Origin of the sequence: uncultured Dokdonia sp. (genome assembly GCF_937910895.1) — a bacterium.
Taxonomy (GTDB): Bacteria; Bacteroidota; Bacteroidia; order Flavobacteriales; family Flavobacteriaceae; genus Dokdonia.
Window position 1 is genome coordinate 54,596 of record NZ_CALEMI010000159.1, and the last position, 19,067, is coordinate 73,662.

General features: G+C 35.1%; 16 protein-coding genes. 7 read left to right on the forward strand and 9 right to left on the reverse strand.

Annotation, left to right across the window (positions count from 1 at the left end):
- Positions 1-11: 11 nt before the first annotated feature.
- Positions 12-3,032: a tetratricopeptide repeat protein gene (locus Q0505_RS19090; protein ID WP_299216459.1), complete on the reverse strand. Its 3,021-nt coding sequence runs from the start codon at positions 3,030-3,032 to the stop codon at positions 12-14.
- Between the two features lie 222 nt (positions 3,033-3,254).
- Here Q0505_RS19090 and Q0505_RS19095 point away from each other — a divergent pair, with 222 nt between their 5' ends.
- From Q0505_RS19095 to Q0505_RS19120, 6 genes are all read left to right on the forward strand, one after another.
- Positions 3,255-4,472 carry a hypothetical protein gene (locus tag Q0505_RS19095; protein ID WP_299216462.1) on the forward strand — a complete coding sequence of 406 codons (1,218 nt, stop codon included), beginning with the start codon at positions 3,255-3,257 and terminating at the stop codon, positions 4,470-4,472.
- 351 nt (positions 4,473-4,823) lie between these two features.
- A complete protein-coding gene (locus tag Q0505_RS19100; protein ID WP_299216465.1) occupies positions 4,824-5,507 on the forward strand; it encodes an ATP-binding cassette domain-containing protein in 684 nt (227 codons plus the stop codon).
- A gap of 9 nt (positions 5,508-5,516) precedes the next feature.
- Positions 5,517-6,248 carry a class I SAM-dependent methyltransferase gene (locus Q0505_RS19105; protein WP_299216467.1) on the forward strand — a complete coding sequence of 244 codons (732 nt, stop codon included), beginning with the start codon at positions 5,517-5,519 and terminating at the stop codon, positions 6,246-6,248.
- A 62-nt stretch (positions 6,249-6,310) separates the two neighbouring features.
- Positions 6,311-7,825, forward strand: a complete 1,515-nt coding sequence (locus tag Q0505_RS19110; protein ID WP_299216469.1) for a hypothetical protein — start codon at positions 6,311-6,313, stop codon at positions 7,823-7,825.
- 60 nt (positions 7,826-7,885) lie between these two features.
- Complete coding sequence (locus Q0505_RS19115; RefSeq protein ID WP_299216471.1) at positions 7,886-8,773, forward strand: glycosyltransferase family 2 protein; 888 nt, start codon at positions 7,886-7,888, stop codon at positions 8,771-8,773.
- Positions 8,766-9,698 carry a glycosyltransferase family 2 protein gene (locus Q0505_RS19120; protein ID WP_299216473.1) on the forward strand — a complete coding sequence of 311 codons (933 nt, stop codon included), beginning with the start codon at positions 8,766-8,768 and terminating at the stop codon, positions 9,696-9,698. The genes Q0505_RS19115 and Q0505_RS19120 overlap by 8 nt, the downstream gene beginning before the upstream one ends.
- 130 nt (positions 9,699-9,828) lie before the next feature.
- Here Q0505_RS19120 and Q0505_RS19125 read toward each other — a convergent pair whose 3' ends face one another.
- Positions 9,829-10,239: an FdtA/QdtA family cupin domain-containing protein gene (locus Q0505_RS19125; protein WP_299216475.1), complete on the reverse strand. Its 411-nt coding sequence runs from the start codon at positions 10,237-10,239 to the stop codon at positions 9,829-9,831.
- Positions 10,240-11,070, reverse strand: a complete 831-nt coding sequence (locus tag Q0505_RS19130; RefSeq protein ID WP_299216478.1) for a glycosyltransferase family 2 protein — start codon at positions 11,068-11,070, stop codon at positions 10,240-10,242.
- A 39-nt stretch (positions 11,071-11,109) separates the two neighbouring features.
- Here Q0505_RS19130 and Q0505_RS19135 point away from each other — a divergent pair, with 39 nt between their 5' ends.
- Complete coding sequence (locus Q0505_RS19135; protein ID WP_299216481.1) at positions 11,110-12,258, forward strand: glycosyltransferase; 1,149 nt, start codon at positions 11,110-11,112, stop codon at positions 12,256-12,258.
- A 13-nt stretch (positions 12,259-12,271) separates the two neighbouring features.
- Here the strand turns inward: Q0505_RS19135 and Q0505_RS19140 are convergent, their stop codons facing one another.
- Genes Q0505_RS19140 through Q0505_RS19165 form a run of 6 tightly spaced genes read right to left on the reverse strand, consistent with a single transcriptional unit; the run spans position 12,272 to position 19,066 of the window.
- On the reverse strand, positions 12,272-13,225 hold the full coding sequence (locus tag Q0505_RS19140; RefSeq protein WP_299216484.1) for a Fic family protein: 954 nt from the start codon (positions 13,223-13,225) through the stop codon (positions 12,272-12,274).
- Between the two features lie 58 nt (positions 13,226-13,283).
- On the reverse strand, positions 13,284-14,030 hold the full coding sequence (locus tag Q0505_RS19145; RefSeq protein ID WP_299216487.1) for a transferase: 747 nt from the start codon (positions 14,028-14,030) through the stop codon (positions 13,284-13,286).
- Positions 14,030-15,514 (reverse strand): O-antigen translocase, encoded by a 1,485-nt coding sequence (locus Q0505_RS19150; protein WP_299216490.1) that lies wholly within the window; start codon positions 15,512-15,514, stop codon positions 14,030-14,032. The genes Q0505_RS19145 and Q0505_RS19150 overlap by 1 nt, the downstream gene beginning before the upstream one ends.
- Positions 15,515-16,615 carry a DegT/DnrJ/EryC1/StrS family aminotransferase gene (locus tag Q0505_RS19155; RefSeq protein ID WP_299216493.1) on the reverse strand — a complete coding sequence of 367 codons (1,101 nt, stop codon included), beginning with the start codon at positions 16,613-16,615 and terminating at the stop codon, positions 15,515-15,517.
- Positions 16,612-17,583: a GNAT family N-acetyltransferase gene (locus tag Q0505_RS19160; protein ID WP_299216496.1), complete on the reverse strand. Its 972-nt coding sequence runs from the start codon at positions 17,581-17,583 to the stop codon at positions 16,612-16,614. The genes Q0505_RS19155 and Q0505_RS19160 overlap by 4 nt, the downstream gene beginning before the upstream one ends.
- A gap of 4 nt (positions 17,584-17,587) precedes the next feature.
- Entirely contained in the window at positions 17,588-19,066 is a 1,479-nt protein-coding gene (locus Q0505_RS19165; protein ID WP_299216499.1) for a hypothetical protein, read from the reverse strand.
- Position 19,067: the final 1 nt, after the last annotated feature.

The window sequence follows — 19,067 nt, forward strand, 5'->3', positions numbered from 1 at the left end:
ATTGATGAAAATTAGTTACCGCCTTCTTCTATAGAAGCGTTGGTCTTGGCTTCGTTTGTCTTAATAATAGCGAGTTGTTGCTGTGCTTCTTTTACAATAGCTGGAAAGTCTGAAAAGTTGGTAATCACACTTTCCAAAATATAGGTAGCTTGATAGGCGTCTTCCAAAGCATAAAAGTTTTTTGCCATAAGCACAAGCCCTTTGGCACCAAATTCCTTATATCCGCTATAATCTCTTGCTAGTACTTGTACAGTCGTATTGGATCCTTTAAAATCATTGGCTTTATGTTTAAAGTAGGCATCGTAGTACAATGCTTCTGCAGCGAGTGCACCTGTAGCGATGGTTTGCACCTTCGCATAGGCTGTTTTTGCACGATCTTCATCGCCTGTTTTAATCGAAGCTCTTGCAATAATCACTTGGGCATCACTTTTTACAGCATTATCGATTTTTGTATTGGTCAATACTTTTTCTGCATACGTAACGGCATCTGTATAATTTTCTAGCTCATAGTGAGACTTCATCAGATTCGATTGTGCAAAGATGACATTCTGTGGAAAATCGGCTTCTGTTTCTAAGCGTTTTAAAACAGGAATTGCTTTTGCATAGGCTTTCTGGGTTAAGAATACTTGTCCTAACCGCGCGAGGGCTTGCTCTGTAAATTCAGATCGTTCTTTGGCGATCACAAACTGATAATGCGGAATGGTTGTGGGATAGTCCGCTTTCGCGAAAGCGAGTTGACCCAAATAAAAATGGGCTTTCAAAGCATGTTGTCCGTTGGGATAACTTTCTAGGTATTCATCCAGCAAACGTGTGGCTTGCGTCGCATTATTCTCCAAATATTGTTTTTCTGCCGAAGCATACGCGGCATCATCCAACTCTGCGTCTTCTACATCTATAAAATCGAGTGTACTCACCCATTGTCCGTACTCATTGACACGTCCTAAGTCTATATAAATAAGTTTTGCAGTGGTGACCGCTTGTAGGGCTTCTGGCGTACCTGGATAATCGGCAGCTACTTTTTTAAGAATCGTAATGGCTTGATCTGACTGATTGTTATTGTCATAAATCAATGCTTTTTTAAGTAATGCACGAGATACATACGAACTTCCAGAGACTTCACGCACCAGCTGATCATAGGCTGCAATCGCCTGATCGTTATTTCCTTGAGAGACATATACGTTTCCTAATTCATACAAGGCATCGTCTCTATAACTTGATTTTGGAAAGCTTTGCGCGAAATTTTTCAACCCATTAATCTTATCTGCATTTCGGTTGACAAATCCGTAACTCATTGATTTTTGAAAAGTGGCATAATCACTATCGGTTACATTGATTTCGATAGCTTTGTTATAGGCTTCAAGGGCTGGCCAATATTTACTAGAAATAAAACGGCTATCGCCTAAGCGTAAGTACGCATCATTGAGACGGACTTGGTCGTTTGTATTTTTTTTTGTGAATTTTTCAAAATATGTCGCTGCATTTTCATAATCTTTATCAGAAAAATAAGCGTATGCTAGATTATAATTGAGGTCTTGATATTCTGGTGTTGCAGTAGCGTTGCTGTTTTGCAAATACTGTTTATAGCCTATCACTGCTTCTTTATGATTGCCCAATACATAATCAGACTCTGCATTCCAATAGGTGGCTCTTGCGACAAATTGCTCATCTCTAGGTTCTTCTAAAGATTTTTTAAACATGGCTTGGGCGTCTATATAATTTCCAGCATTATAAAGCTCTACACCTCTGTAAAAAGCTACTTTTTGGTAGGCTACTTTACTTTCAAAAGAGTTATTTTTTTCTAATAACACCAAGGCTTCTTTGTAGTTTTTTGACGTAATATAAGAATCAATAAGAAGGGCTTCAAACTCTTCTTTTGCGGGCGTATTAGGATATTCCTTGATATAGTTGGCAAGGACTTGAGGAACGGTTTGGTAGGCATTTCCAATCTCATAACTCAATTTTGCATAGTTCAAACCACTGTCTTCTTTGATTTTTGCATCAAAATCCATTTCTGACGCATTTTTAAACGCATTTAAGGCTTGCTGCTTTTTATCTGTTTTTAAATAGGATTCTGCTAGATGGTAGTAAGCGTTTTGAGCGACACTGTTTTTACCATCTATAATTTTATTAAATTCATTGATCGCGTTTTCATAATCGCCTTGTTTGTAATAGGCATATCCTAACTGGTAGTAATCGGTGTTATTCCACTTTCCTCTTTTTCCTTTGTATTCTTTTAAATACGGTAAAGCTTCTGCATACTTTTCTTGATTGAAGTAACTTTCCCCTATAATCTTATTGAGTTCTGATTTTTCTTTTGGATTTGCTGTAGGGAGTTGTGAGGTCCCTTCGGCAATGGCTTGGTCAAATTTTCCTAATTTAAAATTAAGATCGGCTTTAAAGTAAGCGAGTTCTTCTTTGTAATCTTCTTTATCTTCTACGGCGTCAAAAAGTTCATCTGCCTCTTGGTAATCATCGCCTTCATACGCCATGAATCCTAAGTAATATTTGGCTTGTGATCCATACTTTTGAGAGTCACGTACACGGTTTAAAAACTTTTTTGCCTGATCATATTGTTTACTTTTATAATAGGAATATCCATTATTAAAATCGAATGTTTCTCTAGCGCTTCCTGTCAAACTTCCTTCATCAACCAGATCATACCACTTACGAGCATAGGCATATTTTCCATTATCAAAATAAAAAGAAGCGACATCTAGATATGCTGAGTTACGCTTAGTACTTGTCGGATATTCATTGACAAAACTTTGCATGAGATTATCGGCTCCTTGTTGATTTAAACGAACAGCTGCATTTGCAATATAATAAGCACAATCCCCTTGAATGGTGGTATCATTTGTTTCGTCTTTGACTTCTCCAAATAAGGTTTGTGCTGCGAGATACTGCTGACTATTATAAAGCGATAATGCCTTGTTGTATTTTACAAGATCGTCTGTGTAAATAGCCGTTTGCTGTGCAGAGAGTATACTTGTATAAAGTAAAAATGCGGTAAGCACCGTGATTAATTTCTGCATATAGATTGTTTTTGATATGATGTATTAAGATTGGGTTTGTTATGGTATTCAAAGATACTTTTCTTCTTTATGCATAACGGGAGAAATGGCGTATAATTATATAGAGTTTTAAAAAGGAAATTAACAATTGGAAATACAACTATGAATATGCTTCATTATACTACTCATTAACACAGATTAAAATTATATATTTGAGCCACTTAAAAAATAAAAAAGATTTACATGAAATACATTTTATCGTTTTTTGCCTGTTTATTCATTAGTAGTTTACATGCTCAAATAGTTTTTGAAGAAGGATATTACATCAATAATGCAGGTGAAAATATCGAGGGTTTTATTAAAAATTCTGATTGGAAAAATAATCCTACTGATTTTGAATTTAAGGCCTCTATGGCTAGCGATGATTCAAAAAACCTCTCTATAAAAGAAGTCAAAGAATTTGGTATTACAAATGTATTTAAATATGAACGCCATCAAGTAAAAATAGATAGATCTTCAAATGATTTAAAAAATTTAGGATATAGTAGAGAACCTGAGTTTAAAGAAGAAACTGTATTTCTAAAAGTACTCGTAGAGAATGATGTCATTTTATATAGATATACCGATTCTGATTTAACTACGTTCTTTTATAAGTCAGGAGAAAATTTATATACACTTGTGTATAAACGCTATATAAATATTCAGAAAAAACTAGATGAAAATAGTTTTTACAAACAACAACTGGCTTCTGATGTAAATTGCACAGATAAAAAAATGCCTAATGTAGAGAACTTACGATACACTCAGTCTTCGCTTGTAAAATATTTTACTGCGTATGGTGTATGCACAGGTAGTGCTACAAATAAGACCTTTGTTAAAAAAGTAGAGAATTCTTTTAATATCAAGTTGGTTGCAGGAGTACAGTTTACTAATTTCTCTGTAGATTCTAATATGAGAAGAAGTGTTGATTTTGGAAGTAACGTTGGATTTGTTCCAGGCATTGAGTTTGAATATTTATTACCATTTAATGCTCAAAAATGGGCGTTATTTCTTGATTTTAGATACCAAAGTTACGAGGCAGATAGAACTACCGAAGTATTTGTGCCAAGCTCTAATGTATTCGTTACTCGATCTAATGAAGCATCATATAAGGGTATCGATGCAGGTTTTGGAGTTAGACATTATTTTTTACTTTCTGAAAATTCTAAATTTTATCTAGGACTCAACTATTCTATAGACTTCAGTAATGATACAGAAGTTATTTATGAAGATGCCGAAGATTTTATTGCTTCTAAAGCTACAGGAGTTTTAGGTATTGGAGCTGGATACGCTTATGATCGATTAAGTGCAGAGTTTAGGTATTATACCAATAGAAATAGTTTAGGAAATGAATTTCTTTTTCAAAATTCAGAATATAGCAACATTACGTTTAGCTTATCCTATAGACTTGCTAGATTTTAGAAACAGTCTATTTAACGATGTAGCAATTATAAGAAGGAAAATAACAATTTCATATTTTAGAACAAACTACTATTCTATGGGCGTTGTAATGAGTACGCTTTCGCGAAAGCGTATAAAACTAACATTCCCTATAAAAACTTGATTCAAGTGCGGTGATCATTAGAAAACCTGTATTTTTATTTCGATTCTTATAAAAAGAACTAAACGAACCAAGAAAAAAGAATTGTGTCTTATCTTTTATTTTATTATAAATAAAAGTGAGATAGAAACACATGATTCGTGTTATTTTAGAGTTTACTTTGGTATAATTCATAAGATTTAATCTATTTTTATCGTTAGTTTTAATTCTATATGTCAAATCCAGTATTACATCTTAGCAACGCAGCCATCTATCAACGAGAGAACATGATTCTCTCTGATGTACAGATTACTATTAACAAAGGCGATTTTGTCTACCTCATCGGAAAAACTGGATCTGGGAAGAGTAGTTTTATGAAAACGCTCTATGGTGATCTTCCGCTTACAGAAGGAGAAGGAGAGATTGTTGGATTTACATTAAATGGGTTAAAAGAGAAGCAAATTCCATTTTTACGTAGAAAATTAGGGGTGGTTTTTCAAGATTTTAAATTATTGAATGATCGCACCGTCAAAGACAATTTGCTATTTGTACTTAAAGCTACAGGGTGGAAAGACAAAACTGCTATTGATGCAAAAATAGAAGATGTGCTCTCCAAAGTAGGAATGAAAAGTAAAGGCTTCAAATTTCCATATCAGCTTTCTGGAGGAGAACAACAACGTGTAGCAATTGCAAGGGCATTACTTAATGATCCAGAACTTATTCTTGCAGATGAGCCTACAGGAAACCTAGATCCTCAAACCAGCGTAGAGATTATGGAAGTGCTACAAGACATCAATAAAAATGGGAATACCATCTTAATGGCAACGCACGATTATGCGTTATTACTAAAGTATCCTTCCAAGACCTTAAAGTGTGATAATAATAAAATTTTTGAAGTGGTACAACGGACGGTGTAAATTCTTTTTATGTATCAACTCACAAAGAAAGTAGCGAAGTCAATCATCCCAAAATCATTTTTACTTAGAAATGAACTGATACTTCGCAAATTATTTTCTTTTAAATATCGGGGGAGTATATACACCTGCAATGTATGTGATGCAAGCCTTAAAAAATTTATTCCCATTGGAAAAGAAGACCTACTATGTCCTATTTGTGGCAGCCGAAGTAGATCGCGTAGAGTGTATCATCTCCTAAAAGAAAATCATTTACTCTCTGGAAAAACACTGCATTTCTCACCTCCAAGGGCATTATACAGAATACTAAAAAAAACACCTGATATTATCTATATAGCTACTGACTATGAAAATGAGTTTATAGCAGATTACTCGTATGATATTACAGCGATTGCAGCACCTGACAACTCATTTGATACCATTATTTGTTATCACGTACTAGAACATATTCTTGACGACACAAAAGCAATGGCTGAGTTGTATCGTGTTCTAAAACCAAAAGGAACTTGCCTTGTACAAACTCCGTTTAAGCAAGGAGCTATTTATGAAGATAATAGTATTACATCAGAAGAAGGAAGACTCGAAGCCTTTGGTCAGAAAGATCATGTACGTATCTACTCCTTAGAAGGATTAAATACACGATTAAAAGATGCTTACTTTAAAACAGAAATTATAGATTTTACAACAGAAAAAGATCATATCCACGGATGGCAATCTGAATGTGTGATCAAGGCAATGAAGTAAGGAAACTTTATTATTAGTGTAATACAGTATCTTATAGACCACACATAAAACAAAAATAATCCTTGAAAAAAAAACAATATTTCATCACAAATGACCCTTCTATAGAATTCACTTCTGAGGAGGGATTTTCAAACTTAGTTATTGATGACTATACCGTTTTTTATCATAAAGATTTAGTGTGTACGCATTCAAGGAACATCGTGACGCAGAAGTCTATACTGAGCGAAGTTGAAGTACAAAAGCAAAATTGCACGATTGCCATTCTAGGGTTTGCTATAGATCCGTATCGACCAGAAGCAACAAATCAAGAAATTGCAGATACCCTTGTAAAATGTCAATCTAAAACAGACTTCTTTAAATCGCTTGAAGTACTTACTGGGAAGTATGCTATTTTTTATGTTTCTAAAGAATATAAGATTTTAATGACTGATTTCTTTTCAGAGAGACAATTGTATTACTGGAAAAGAACAGATTACTATTATATCTCGTCGTCAGACAAACTGATTTTAGATACGTTACAATTAACTCCAGAAATAAGCCCTGAAAAAAAAGTATTAATTAACGCTACGCTATTTTTAAACATTAACGAACATTGGTTACTCTCTGAAGAAGATTGGGATGATCGCATAAAAAAACTAATCCCAAATCATTATCTAGATGTTCAAAAAAATGAAATAGAGCGACTCCCTATTTTTGTGAGTAATCAACTAGATGAAAAAGAAGTGTTGGCTACTTTCAAAACCTACTTACAAAATGTGATGGAAGCGATCACGTTGCGATATACTTCTATTTATTTTCCCATAACAGCAGGATATGATTCTAGGCTATTATTGGCTGCTAGTATCCAATGGAAGGATAAAATGAAGTATTATATTTTTAACTCTGGTAAGACCTATGTACTAAGGGATGTAAAAATTGCAAAAAAGATCGCCAAAAAATTTACTCTTGATTTTGAAGAAATTAAGGTATCCGAAATGAGTCCTGGGTTTAAAAAAGAATTTGCTTCTCATTTTATTGTGCCCCGCTTTTTATCAAAAACTAGAAATATCGCTTGGTTTAAGGAACATGTTAATACTCCTACGGTAAATATCTCTGGTGGTGGAGGGAATTTAAAAGGCGTATATGATGAAGCCAAATTTTCTACTATAGAAGACCTTATAAAAGAAATAGAGTATGACAACCTACCTATTCATAAAAAGGCTATAGAAAAATGGCTAGTTGAAGCAAAACCCTATGCTAAAAGATACAATATCCCACTTAACGATTTATTCTTTCAAGAGTTACGTATGGGAAAATGGGCATCCAAAATGTATCACGAAGCAGACATCACTCCTGTAGACTACTACTCGCCCCTTAATTGCAGGCAGATTATGTATATGGCGTTTTTAAATATTCCAGCTACACGAAGACACAAACCCGATTCCTTTCTTTTTAAAACGCTTACAGAAGACATGCTTCCTGGTGCTACAAAGATTCCTTTTAATCCTAAAACGTGGAGGGATTATGTTAAGAGTGTGATTCCATACCAACATATTAAAAAGCAAGTTCGGTTATTGCGATATGGGAACAAACTATAAATGTATAGATCACACACTAGCGTTTATTTATATTTGAATATCGTATTTTCGTAATCCACCATGCTTTCTATCCTTATCCCGACATATAACTATACAATCTATAACCTCATCCAAGAGATAAGTAGACAAGCAGAAGCTATGGCTATCCCCTATGAAATCATAGTTTCAGACGATCACTCTTCACAATATCAGGAAGAAAATAAAAAAATAACATCCTTCCCACATACCAAATACCTTGAACAAACACAAAATCTAGGGCGTACTAAAAACCGTGAGCTACTAGCCCATACAGCCAAATATAGTTGGATACTATTTCTCGACGCCGATGTAATTCCTGCATCAAAGGATTTTATAAAAAACTATATTCATGCTATACACGATGAAATAGACCTCATATTTGGAGGAATTTCTTATCAAGAAAAATCTCCAAATAAAAATCAATACTTGCGCTGGTTTTACGGAAAACATCGAGAAGCACAAGCTGTTGAAAAAAGACAGAAACATCCTTGGTTTGTAATCTCTCAAAATTTGCTTAGTAAGAAAGAACTCTTTTTAAAGGCAAATGTGAGTAAGGAAAATAGATATGGATTAGACAATCTATTTTCCCACCAACTTAAAAAATTAGAAGCAAGAATTATTCATATCGATAACCCTATCATCCATTTAGGATTAGAGGAAAATCCAGTCTTTCTCAAAAAAAGTGTAGAAGCAGTAGAAACAACTATTCACTATGAACATATTGGTATGATGGAATCCTATGTAAGTCGTTTGCAAAAAAGCTATCAGTTTCTTAAAAGAACAAAACTTACAGGACTTTTTGTCTCTCTAATACAACCACTTAAAAAAAGAATAGAAAGAAATTTACTTGGAAAATCCCCGTCGCTATTTCTTTTTGATCTCTATAAATTGTATCATTATACACGTCTAAAAAAGAATAGAGATGCCTAAATTCTCTGTAGTCATATCGGTATACAATAAAGGAAACTTTATAAAAAAAACGTTGCAAAGTGTTTTTAATCAATCGGTACAAGATGTTGAAATTATCATTGTTAATGATGCTTCTACAGATCATAGTGAGACAGAGATACTCTCTATGCCGCAAGAGAAGATCATCTACCATGCATTTCAAGAAAATAAAGGTGCCGCCGCAACGCGTAATAAAGGGATTGAGCTCGCTTCTGGAGACTATATTGCCTTATTAGATGGAGATGATACTTGGGACCCTAACTATCTCGCAGAAATAACAAACTTAATCCACAACTTTCCAGACCATCACGTTTTTGCAACCGCCATCACTATCGAAGAACATGATGGCAAACGCCCTTCACAATACACCTGTTCTAATCCAGAGAATAAAGAACAACTTTCTCTTAACTATTTTGAATCCAGTTATAAAAATACATTGCTCACTAGCAGTTCTACTGTTATAGAAAAAACGGTATTTGATATCATAGGCAACTATGATGAAACAATAAAAAGCGGACAGGATACCGATTTATGGATTCGTATAGGTTTGTACTACCTAATTGCATTTAGTACCAAATCCTATGCCTCCTATACGTACGCTCCTGTGAGTTTATACAAAAGTATACGCTCTGTAAAACACCGACCCAGTATTGTTGCGTATGAAAGTTTAGAAAAAGAAAATGAAGCTCTGAAAAAGTTTTTAGATCTCAATAGGTTCTCATTAGCCATACGTGCAAAGTTGTGGAACGAACCTAAAGAAGCTCAGTTTTTTATAGATCGTATAGATCCTACAAACCTATCAAAAAAACAAGTCCAATTATTACATGCTCCCACTTTTGCGATCAAACTTCTTTTCAGTACCAAAAGAATTTTAGAAAAACTAGGTATCCGTTTAGGGGTGTATTAGTGAAAATCAATCTTGAGAAGCCATAAGGCACGCTCAAGATTGTAAAATGAACTAATCCCGATATATAGCGGTATATTTTTTTTTACCGACTTAAAAAATATAGTAAATGTGATAACAAAATCAATACACCCTATGATTCAGCATCTTTGACTGAAGCAATAAAGACATCATAATCACGTATGTAATCTACTTCTTCATACTCGTGAGAAGCTAACACAAGACACACAGCACCAGAGGAAAAGTTTTCCAATTCGCGCCACATCCCTGTAGGAATCAGCAACCCTTTGTTAGGTTTATTGAGTGTTACACGTTTCTTATTTTTTCCATCATCGAGAACCACATCAAAACTCCCACTCAATGCCACTAGAAATTCCATACATTCCTTATGAGAATGTCCGCCGCGATAGGCGTCACTAGGCACATCATACAAGTAATATACACGTTGCACTTTATAAGGAAGCGTTTCTTTTTCTATCACAGCCAAGTTTCCACGAGGATCTGTTATTCTGGGGATGTCTAGTAATGTGATTTGATCTACCATTTATTTACGTTCCTCGCCAGTAGCTAAGAGTTCTTTATATTTTTTAATTCCTGAAAAGGCTTTTTTTGCTTTCGCGAAAGCGTACTTAGCCTTAATAATTTGATGCCGTACTAAGAAAAATACATATTTACATACCCAAAGATAGCCCCAAATTCCGTAACATTTATACGCCAAAGCACCTCTAAGATACAAAAGCCGATCGCTTCCCAAATCCTGTCCAGAACTTACATCTGGATGTGTAAGAATCACAGCAGGCACAAAATAAGCAGGGAGTTTTGCTTTCATAACATTACGCATAAATACATACTCATTAGCACCACTAAACGTAGCACCCAATCCAAAATGAGGATGATACAACACATCGTTTTCTAACAGTACATCTTTCTTAAAGCTAATGACGACACCATTTACCGTTTTGTAAGATGAATTGTTATGCTTTATGACATCTGGATATTTTCTAAATAATTCTCCATTTGTTTTGTTTAATTGAAACGTGATTACAACAGCATCTGGATACGTTTTATATCCTTGGAGTATAATAGATTCTAGATTGGGTACATACAACACGTCATCATCAGCAACGAGACATACCTCCCCTATCGCATTCCGAATTGCCATATTACGACTTTGTGGCAAACCACGCTCTTCTGTATTAATCACTCGTACGTTGGGTTGTAACGATTGTAATTGCCGAGTTGTATCTGTTTGATTGATAATCAAAATAGCATACATACTATAATCTCCATTAGGAAACATCGCTTCCAAAAATGAAAGATCCGAACGAAACATTGTCGATATTAAAATTTCAAAAGGAACAGAAACGGGTTTCATCTTGTGGATTATAGTATATTTGAAATAGTCATTCAACGCATGAAAATACTCTTAATAGGCGAATATAGTCGTTTTCACAATTCTTTAAAAGAAGGTTTGATCTCTTTAGGGCATACAGCCACGATTGTAGGTACGGGAGATGCTTTTAAAAAATATCCTGTAGATATTTCTATTGTACCTACTTGGAGTACATCCAATGGGTTGATGACCAAAATAAAAAACCTTGTTTACACTCTTACAAAACTGGATTTTGCCGCTGTAGAAATAGGCTATCGCTTTTGGAAGCATCGAGAGCAAATGAAAGGATATGATGTGGTGCAGTTTATCAACTCTTGGAGTATCCGTACCACAATAGCCAAAGAGAAAAAGTGTATAGCATTTTTAGAAAAACACAACAAAGCGCTCTTTTTATCTGCTTGTGGTACCGATACGCCTTGGATAGAAAGTTTACTTAATGATACGCAATTACCCTATCACATGCTCACACCATATTTGAGAAATGCATCTCTTAAAAATTATTATAGTCCCGCTTTAAAATATGTAACACCAAAATATAAAACCTTATATACTTACCTAGAAGAAAAAGTCAGAGCAATCATACCAACAGATATTGATTATTATATAGCGTTACGTGATCATAAAAAAGCAACAACACTTATTCCCACACCTATAAACATAGGCAGATTAGATTTTAAAGTAGCTCCTATCCAAAGTAAAATAGTCATCTTTCATGGTATCAATAAATCTAATTATTTAAAGAAAGGAAATGATATTTTTGAAGAAGCCTTACGTGTGGTTCAGGAGAAGTATGCCTCGCAAATAGAGGTCATCACAGTAGAATCATTACCCTATACAGACTACATGAAAGCGTATGATGAGGCACATATTTTATTAGACCAAGTTTATTCTCACGATCAAGGATATAACGCCTTAGAAGCTATGGCAAAAGGGAAAGTAGTTTTTACAGGAGCTGGAACTTATTTTATGGAACATTATCAACTAGAACATATAGTTGCTATTAATGCAACACCTGATTCTGCACAAATTGCTGAGGAATTAGAAAAACTCATTACACATCCCGAACGTATCCAAGAAATTGCAGGGAATGCCAGAGCTTTTGTAGAAAAATATCATGATCATAAAATGATCGCTCAAAAGTATCTTGATATTTGGACAAAAGAATCCTAAATTAGAAAGAGTATTATCTTTTTCTGAGTCGGGTATCTCTATACGCTAAAATTGCTTCTTTTCGGGTATACCAAACTCTTCCCTCCTTATAAGCTTCTATTTTTCCTTTTCTAGCAAGTAAACTGACATATTCCTGACCGTAAGGAATATCTGGTTCACTCACAATATCAGGAATAGGTTTATACCCACTTGACCTATCTTCAAGATTGCTCAGATATATAGATAAAGATCGTTCTGTAGCTTGTGCAATTAGAAAAACCAACTTTGAATAATCATAAGTGTTTGCCAAGTTTAAGGCTGTATAATACTTTTTACGATCTACTTTTAAAATAATTGCTGGTGGAAAGCCTTCATTCATTAAAAGTAAATTATATAGCAAACGAACTGTACGACCATTGCCATCATAAAAAGGATGAATCCAGACAAATCGATGATGAAAAACACTAGCTTTTACAATAGGGTGTAAATCTTTTGCCTCTGTAGTATACCAATGGATTAATTCATTTAGTAGTTCTTCTACAAATAAGGCATCTGGAGGAGTAAAATTTGCTCCAGAAATACGGACTCCACTCGTTCTATAAGTACCTGCTATACTTTTATCAATCTTATCTAGTACAAGCGCATGTACTTGAAGTATGTCTCGTTTTGTGAGAACAAAGTCTTTTTTTGAAATTTTTTCTATGTAATGAATTGCTTCTTGATGATTTACGATTTCAAGATGCTCACGTAACGATTTCCCTCCTATGGTTAATCCATCTTGAACGACAAGTTGAGTCTCTACAAGAGTAAGAGTATTACCTTCTATACTATTAGAATTATAGGTCCATTCTAAATCAAGGTTTTCTCTAATATTACGGATTATATAATCAGGTATAGGGCGATATGCATCTAGTTGTTGCTTCTGAATAGAAAGACGATCTAACAGTGCTTTTTGTTCATAATCAACAACTATGTTTTTCCACTCCATCCACAAATATACTTATTATTTTTAAGATCGGATTAAATTTAATTTAATTTATCCGATATTAAATTCGTTTTCGCAATAAGTTATCTAAGATATGTTGCTCTCCTTCCCAATCTCGAGTAATATCTGTTTTAAGAAGCTTGGCAGGAATCCCGCCTATAAGGATATGATTTCCTAAAGCTGTATAATCTTTATTACAAAGAGAGTTAGACCCTACCGTTGTATAATCGGGGGTGATTGTCCCTTTCATAATTGTAGATCTGTTGCCTATCCAATTATAATTTCCTATAGTAATAGGAGCTGTTTTTTCTTTTTTTGTATTGGTTTTCAAATCAATAAGTTGATGAAAAACAGAGTCCAATAATTGAGTTTCATACGCCACGCGCACGTAATCACCTATAATTATCCGTTCTCTACAAATCAAGGTACATTGAGAACCTAAGCAAGAAAAAGTCCCCATCTCACAATATGCATTTTTGCCTACCTGAAAATAGACATCTTTTCCAAAATGGACATATCCTTTAAATTTAACCGTCCCTACAATCACAATCTCTCCAACACCTCTAGAACGTGTCTGTGCTTCAAAAGGATGACCAAAACCGATCATTCCTCTTTCGATAGGTGCCTCTATGATGATACGACCACTAAGATCGGTAAGCTTATAATTACCATAAATAAATACAGGGAGCTTCTTAGCCGTTTCAAAAGGAAACATCTTCAAATTAAAATAATAGGTCTTGATCCAATTAACAGACCAGAAAGATTTCCAGCGTTTACGTAATCTTCGTAAAGGATTCAATACACTCATTATTTTTTTCTTTTTAAGATGGTATTCACCAATGATCGGAAGCCAATTTTAGTATCTAATAATCGAAATGAATATAACGAAGAAATTATAATTAAACCGATAAGCACTCCATATTTAAATAGTGGAGTCTCGATATAAGTAGCTATAAACGCTGCTGTACAAAGCAGTATACACATCAAAAAGATAGGGTAAAACCCAGCTTTCATCTTAAATCCATAGCGATAATAAGTAAGAATCCGAACCCCGATATAATGAATAATAAAATAGATCAGCAAGCTCATTCCTATACCCTCCAATCCCCAATAGTAATAGCCTATTACATTTAACGCTAATAAAATGCTATTGAAAAAAATAGCCGTTTTTGTAAAGAGTTTGGAATCGCCTTTAGCTATAATCACATAGCCTATAGACCAAGAAACCGCTTTAAATACCATGCCCAAAATCCCCCAGCGAACCAATGCCACCGCAGGTTCAAACTCATTAGAATACAACAATGAAATAAATAAAGGGGCAAATGCAATAAATACAATCACCACTGGTGTGATCAATAATATGCCAATAAAAGCTTGTTCAAAAACGGTTTTAATAACAGCCTTAATATCATCACATACGGCTGCGAGTCTTGGGTAATAATCTGTAGACATAGCGTTAAAAATAAGCCCCACATAATTATTGAGAATCGCAATCCCAGCTCCATAAAACCCAGCTTCTATTTTTCCGCCTTCAGCACGTATATATACTAAAATAAGATAGGCTACGACCAAGCCTATAATGCTACTAAAACTAAGTGCCAATCCTAGTTTAATCATCGGTTTTCCTTCTGAAAAGACTGTTTTATTGGTCACAGAAGTGCGTACTTTTACGATCCTTTTTGCAAAGAGATATGCAAAAAGAAATACAAATCCAGAAGTCATCACGATGGCTGGTAGAATCCCGTCTAACTTTAGATAATAATACAACGGAATAGTCACGATGAGTCCCGCGATGGCACCATAAATATTCGCCTTGGCTAGAAAAGCGAGCTTGCGTAACCCTTGTAAAACAGCAAGATTACTCATCGCTAACTGATTAAAAATCACTGCTAATCCTAGCCACATAAACGTATAGGTGTACTCATAAGAGTCAAAAGTAAACTTACTTAATATTCCTGAAAAAATAATAGTAAAAAGAGCTCCTATAATGGCTGTTATCCATACCAAACGTTTTAGAATGGCAATCATTCGGTAGGCTTGTGTTTCTTGTCCTTTTTTGTAATGAGCAGAAATTTCTTTGACCGCACTTTTATCAAGTCCTAATTGAGTCGCTACGGTAATTAATTGTAATGGACGGGTCAATAAATTAGAAATCCCAACACCCTCTGGACCTAATAAAAGCGCCATGATTTTTGAACGAATTACTGTCACCAGAATACGAATCACTTGCACACCTCCAAAGAGTGAAGTTGCCTTCATCACTTGTTGATATGACTTTTTTTCGTCTTCCAATTAGTACCTATTTAAGATTGAAATCACTCGTGTAATCATAGCCTCATCCATTACAGGACTTAACGGAACACTCAACACTTCCTGATGAATCTTCTCCGTCACAGGAAAAGAAAGATGCGCATATTCTTGTAACGCTTCTTGCTGATGTGGTGGGATAGGATAATGGATAATCGTACCTATATCATGCTTGGTAAGATAATCACGTAAATGATCTCTAGTCTCGCATCGGATCACAAAGAGATGAAACACGTGAGACTCGTCCCCCTTCCAATCGGGAAGTACTAATTTAGGATTCTGTATTTCTTGTAAATATCGTTTGGCAATGGCACGTCTAAGCTGATTAGCTGTATCCAAATCCCGTAATTTAATTCGCAAAAACAAGGCTTGCACTTCATCCAGACGAGAATTGATACCTGTATACACACTCACATAACGCTCTTTAAATCCATAGTTACGATACGATCTCACGACTTCGGCGAGAGCTTCATCATCTGTGGTAATCGCGCCACCATCTCCGAGTGCACCGAGATTTTTGGTTGGATAAAAACTAAATCCTGAGGCATCGCCCAAACTTCCGCTGCGTTTCCCTTGAGAGGTCATGGCTCCATGAGATTGTGCAGAATCTGTTACGATGTATAAAGAGTTCGCTTTCGCGAAAGCGGACACCTGCTCCATATCGGCTAACTGCCCATAGAGGTGTGTAGGCATCATCACTTTGGTCTTTGCTGTCACCTTCTGTTGAAGATCCTCAAAATCAAAATTATAGGTATCTAGATCGGCTTCTACCAATACTGGAATCAATCCTGCTTGTTGGATTCCTAAAATCGTAGCTATATACGTGTTGGAAGCCACCAATACCTCATCACCTTCTGAGAGTTTTCCTAAGATTTTATAACCCTCCAAAATCATTCGTAATGCATCAAGTCCGTTGGCGGTGCCTATACAATATTTTGTACCGCAATAAGTAGCGAATTCCGCTTCAAAAAGGCGGACTTCATCGCCGAGGATATACCATCCTTTTTCTAGAAAACTTTTAAATTTCTCCTGAAACTCGGCATCATACGGAGCATTGATCGCACGTAAATCTAAAAACGGAATCATAGCCATACGTCGTTTAAAAGGTAATGGTTTGCAGTCTCAATTTCATAAAACCGATGTACGTAGGTACGAGCGCCAAAACATTCTTTCCAGTACGAAAGTCCTTTGTTGAGTTTTTTCCCTTGTTGCTCATTAGAAATCCCAAAATCAAAATACCATTTTTTAGAAAAGATGTTTGTAATCAGTTCTTCAAAAAGAAAGTCTAAGGCACCTAATTCTTGTTTCTGCTCATTGGCAGAGATATACTGTACGTGTGCGGTCGTTTTGGTTTCAAAAATAGTAGCACCAGCGACGATTTGATCTTCTTTATAGACATTAAATTGTCTGATGTTTTTAGGAAATTTCGCGTAAAGCGATTGTATTTCTTTAAGTAGATGAGTCGGCGTTGCCTGATGACGTTTATCCAAATTAGGAAGTAATATTTCCTTCCAGAATGGTTCAAAATCTGTTGTTTCTTGTATGGTTAATCCTTGTTTCTGAGCTTTCTTCACTCCTTCTATTCTATTGGACTGTATGGCAAGTCTATGACGATAATCAATCACCGAAGCACTATCTACCCTCGTGCAATTAGCTTTTACTAATTGTAACACATAAGACACTTCTTCAGAAGGAAGTGTACTGTAAAAAGAAGGCAGTTCTTTAAGATGTAGCTTTATGATTCCTTGATCGTGTAGATGCTGTAAAAGTGTTTTACAGATCTCTATCGTATCTGCCAACTTTACTTTGGAAGCTAATACCAATCCACCATACGTCAATCCCTGATGACTGTACAATTGATTATCTACCACATTTGCGGGTAGAACAGCAAGCAGTTTTGATTCTTTATACACAAGTAAAGAGTGATCTTTAAAACGATCCCTATGATACTCCATAAAATCTCTGTGAAATAAGAAAGTAGCATTTTTCGCGGAAGCGATAAAATCGTTCCACACGCTATAATCTGTAGCTTGGTATGTTTTAACTATATACAAGAATCTACTTTTTTATAAAGGTAATCGCACCAGCATCATCTATACATTGGTACACGCCTTTGGGAGCCTCTTTTTTGATAACGATATAACTAGCATTATCTTCTGTGTGCTCTAAATATTTTTCGTCTGCACTAAGATATGAAAACAAGACTCTAAAAATATTAACCGCACTTTTTAGATCTGCTTCATGACGTTTCTGTCCGTCTGGCCAATGTATGGCGAGGTTACTACTAAAGATAGAATATAAAAGATCTCGATCTTGTGTTTTGGTATGCATTTGCTTTGTACTCTCCAATCCTACAAAACCACCATGATCTGCCATGATCACAATAAGTGCTTTGGGATCTTTTTCTTTAATCAGGTTAATGGTTTCTTTAAGACGCATATTTGCCACCCGGACGCCTTCTAGCCAAAGCTGACGTTCTTCTTCAATTCCTTTAGAGTTTAGTGCATTATTGATATGACCTGGATTAAAAATCTCTATAAAAAAAAATTTTGGCATATTCGAAGTCTGCTCTAAATTCATTTTGAGAGGTGCTATCAAGTCTACCCGTTCTCCTAATCCTTTTCCTAAAAACTTGACATCATCATGTGTAAAGTTGCAATAATCATATCCTATTTCTGGTCGATTCTGTAAAAGATATGGGAGTTCGGTAAGTAAATGTGTTTTGTATCCATTATTCTTAAACACACTCAAAACAGTATTATCAGAAACAATAATATTACGTGCATTAAAGGTTTCTAGACTTAACCCCATATCATAATAATGATGCTTCATCATAAAGGTCGCACTATTGGAAGTAAGCGTCGAAGCATAATTACTTCTAAAATTTGGATACAAACTAAAAGCGGCTGATTCTAAATATTCCTGAAAAGAATGATCTTCACTTTTATAATGTCCTGTATACAATTCTGAGAAATTCACATATCCATCAGGTTGTATAAAATATACATTAGGCTTTGTGACAAATAAGGCTTCTTTGATATCGTCTGGAGATTCTTGCCAAGAACTATCATATTGATAACTTTCTAAGGGTTTTGAAATAAAAGTAACAAGTCCCATCATAGCTAGCAACGCCTGAAAAACCATAATCTTTTTATACTGCTTCCATAAAAAATAAGCAACAAGACCCGCAATTACAAACACAAGAATGGACGCCCAAAGACTTATGTCTCCAAAAAGCGAAATCTGAATCAAAAACAAAAAAGAAAATGTTCCAGAAAACGGAACAACATATCGAGTCCATTTTCCAGCGTTTACTTTCTTTACCAACATATACGCAATTGTAATCCCGATCATAGGAATCAAGAGAAACACAGCGATAAAATAGAATAGATGTGCTACCGTATTGACAAGTGTGTAATTATTGGTGGCATAAAAAAACATAGGGTACAAACCTGCTAGCAGTCCCGCTAAAACAGTATATGGCTTATGATCCTTGAGAAAACGCTGTATCAAATTATCTTTAGATGGCGCTGGCATA

Excerpts from the sequence above, each read along its gene's own strand:
- Q0505_RS19115 (WP_299216471.1), top strand. The coding sequence starts at position 7,886 with ATGCTTTCTATCCTTATCCCGACATATAACTATACAATCTATAACCTC.
- Q0505_RS19090 (WP_299216459.1), bottom strand. The coding sequence starts at position 3,032 with ATGCAGAAATTAATCACGGTGCTTACCGCATTTTTACTTTATACAAGT.
- Q0505_RS19130 (WP_299216478.1), bottom strand. The coding sequence starts at position 11,070 with ATGAAACCCGTTTCTGTTCCTTTTGAAATTTTAATATCGACAATGTTT.
- Q0505_RS19140 (WP_299216484.1), bottom strand. The coding sequence starts at position 13,225 with ATGGAGTGGAAAAACATAGTTGTTGATTATGAACAAAAAGCACTGTTA.
- Q0505_RS19135 (WP_299216481.1), top strand. The coding sequence starts at position 11,110 with ATGAAAATACTCTTAATAGGCGAATATAGTCGTTTTCACAATTCTTTA.
- Q0505_RS19125 (WP_299216475.1), bottom strand. The coding sequence starts at position 10,239 with ATGGTAGATCAAATCACATTACTAGACATCCCCAGAATAACAGATCCT.
- Q0505_RS19095 (WP_299216462.1), top strand. The coding sequence starts at position 3,255 with ATGAAATACATTTTATCGTTTTTTGCCTGTTTATTCATTAGTAGTTTA.
- Q0505_RS19155 (WP_299216493.1), bottom strand. The coding sequence starts at position 16,615 with ATGATTCCGTTTTTAGATTTACGTGCGATCAATGCTCCGTATGATGCC.
- Q0505_RS19145 (WP_299216487.1), bottom strand. The coding sequence starts at position 14,030 with ATGAGTGTATTGAATCCTTTACGAAGATTACGTAAACGCTGGAAATCT.
- Q0505_RS19120 (WP_299216473.1), top strand. The coding sequence starts at position 8,766 with ATGCCTAAATTCTCTGTAGTCATATCGGTATACAATAAAGGAAACTTT.
- Q0505_RS19165 (WP_299216499.1), bottom strand. The coding sequence starts at position 19,066 with ATGCCAGCGCCATCTAAAGATAATTTGATACAGCGTTTTCTCAAGGAT.
- Q0505_RS19105 (WP_299216467.1), top strand. The coding sequence starts at position 5,517 with ATGTATCAACTCACAAAGAAAGTAGCGAAGTCAATCATCCCAAAATCA.
- Q0505_RS19100 (WP_299216465.1), top strand. The coding sequence starts at position 4,824 with ATGTCAAATCCAGTATTACATCTTAGCAACGCAGCCATCTATCAACGA.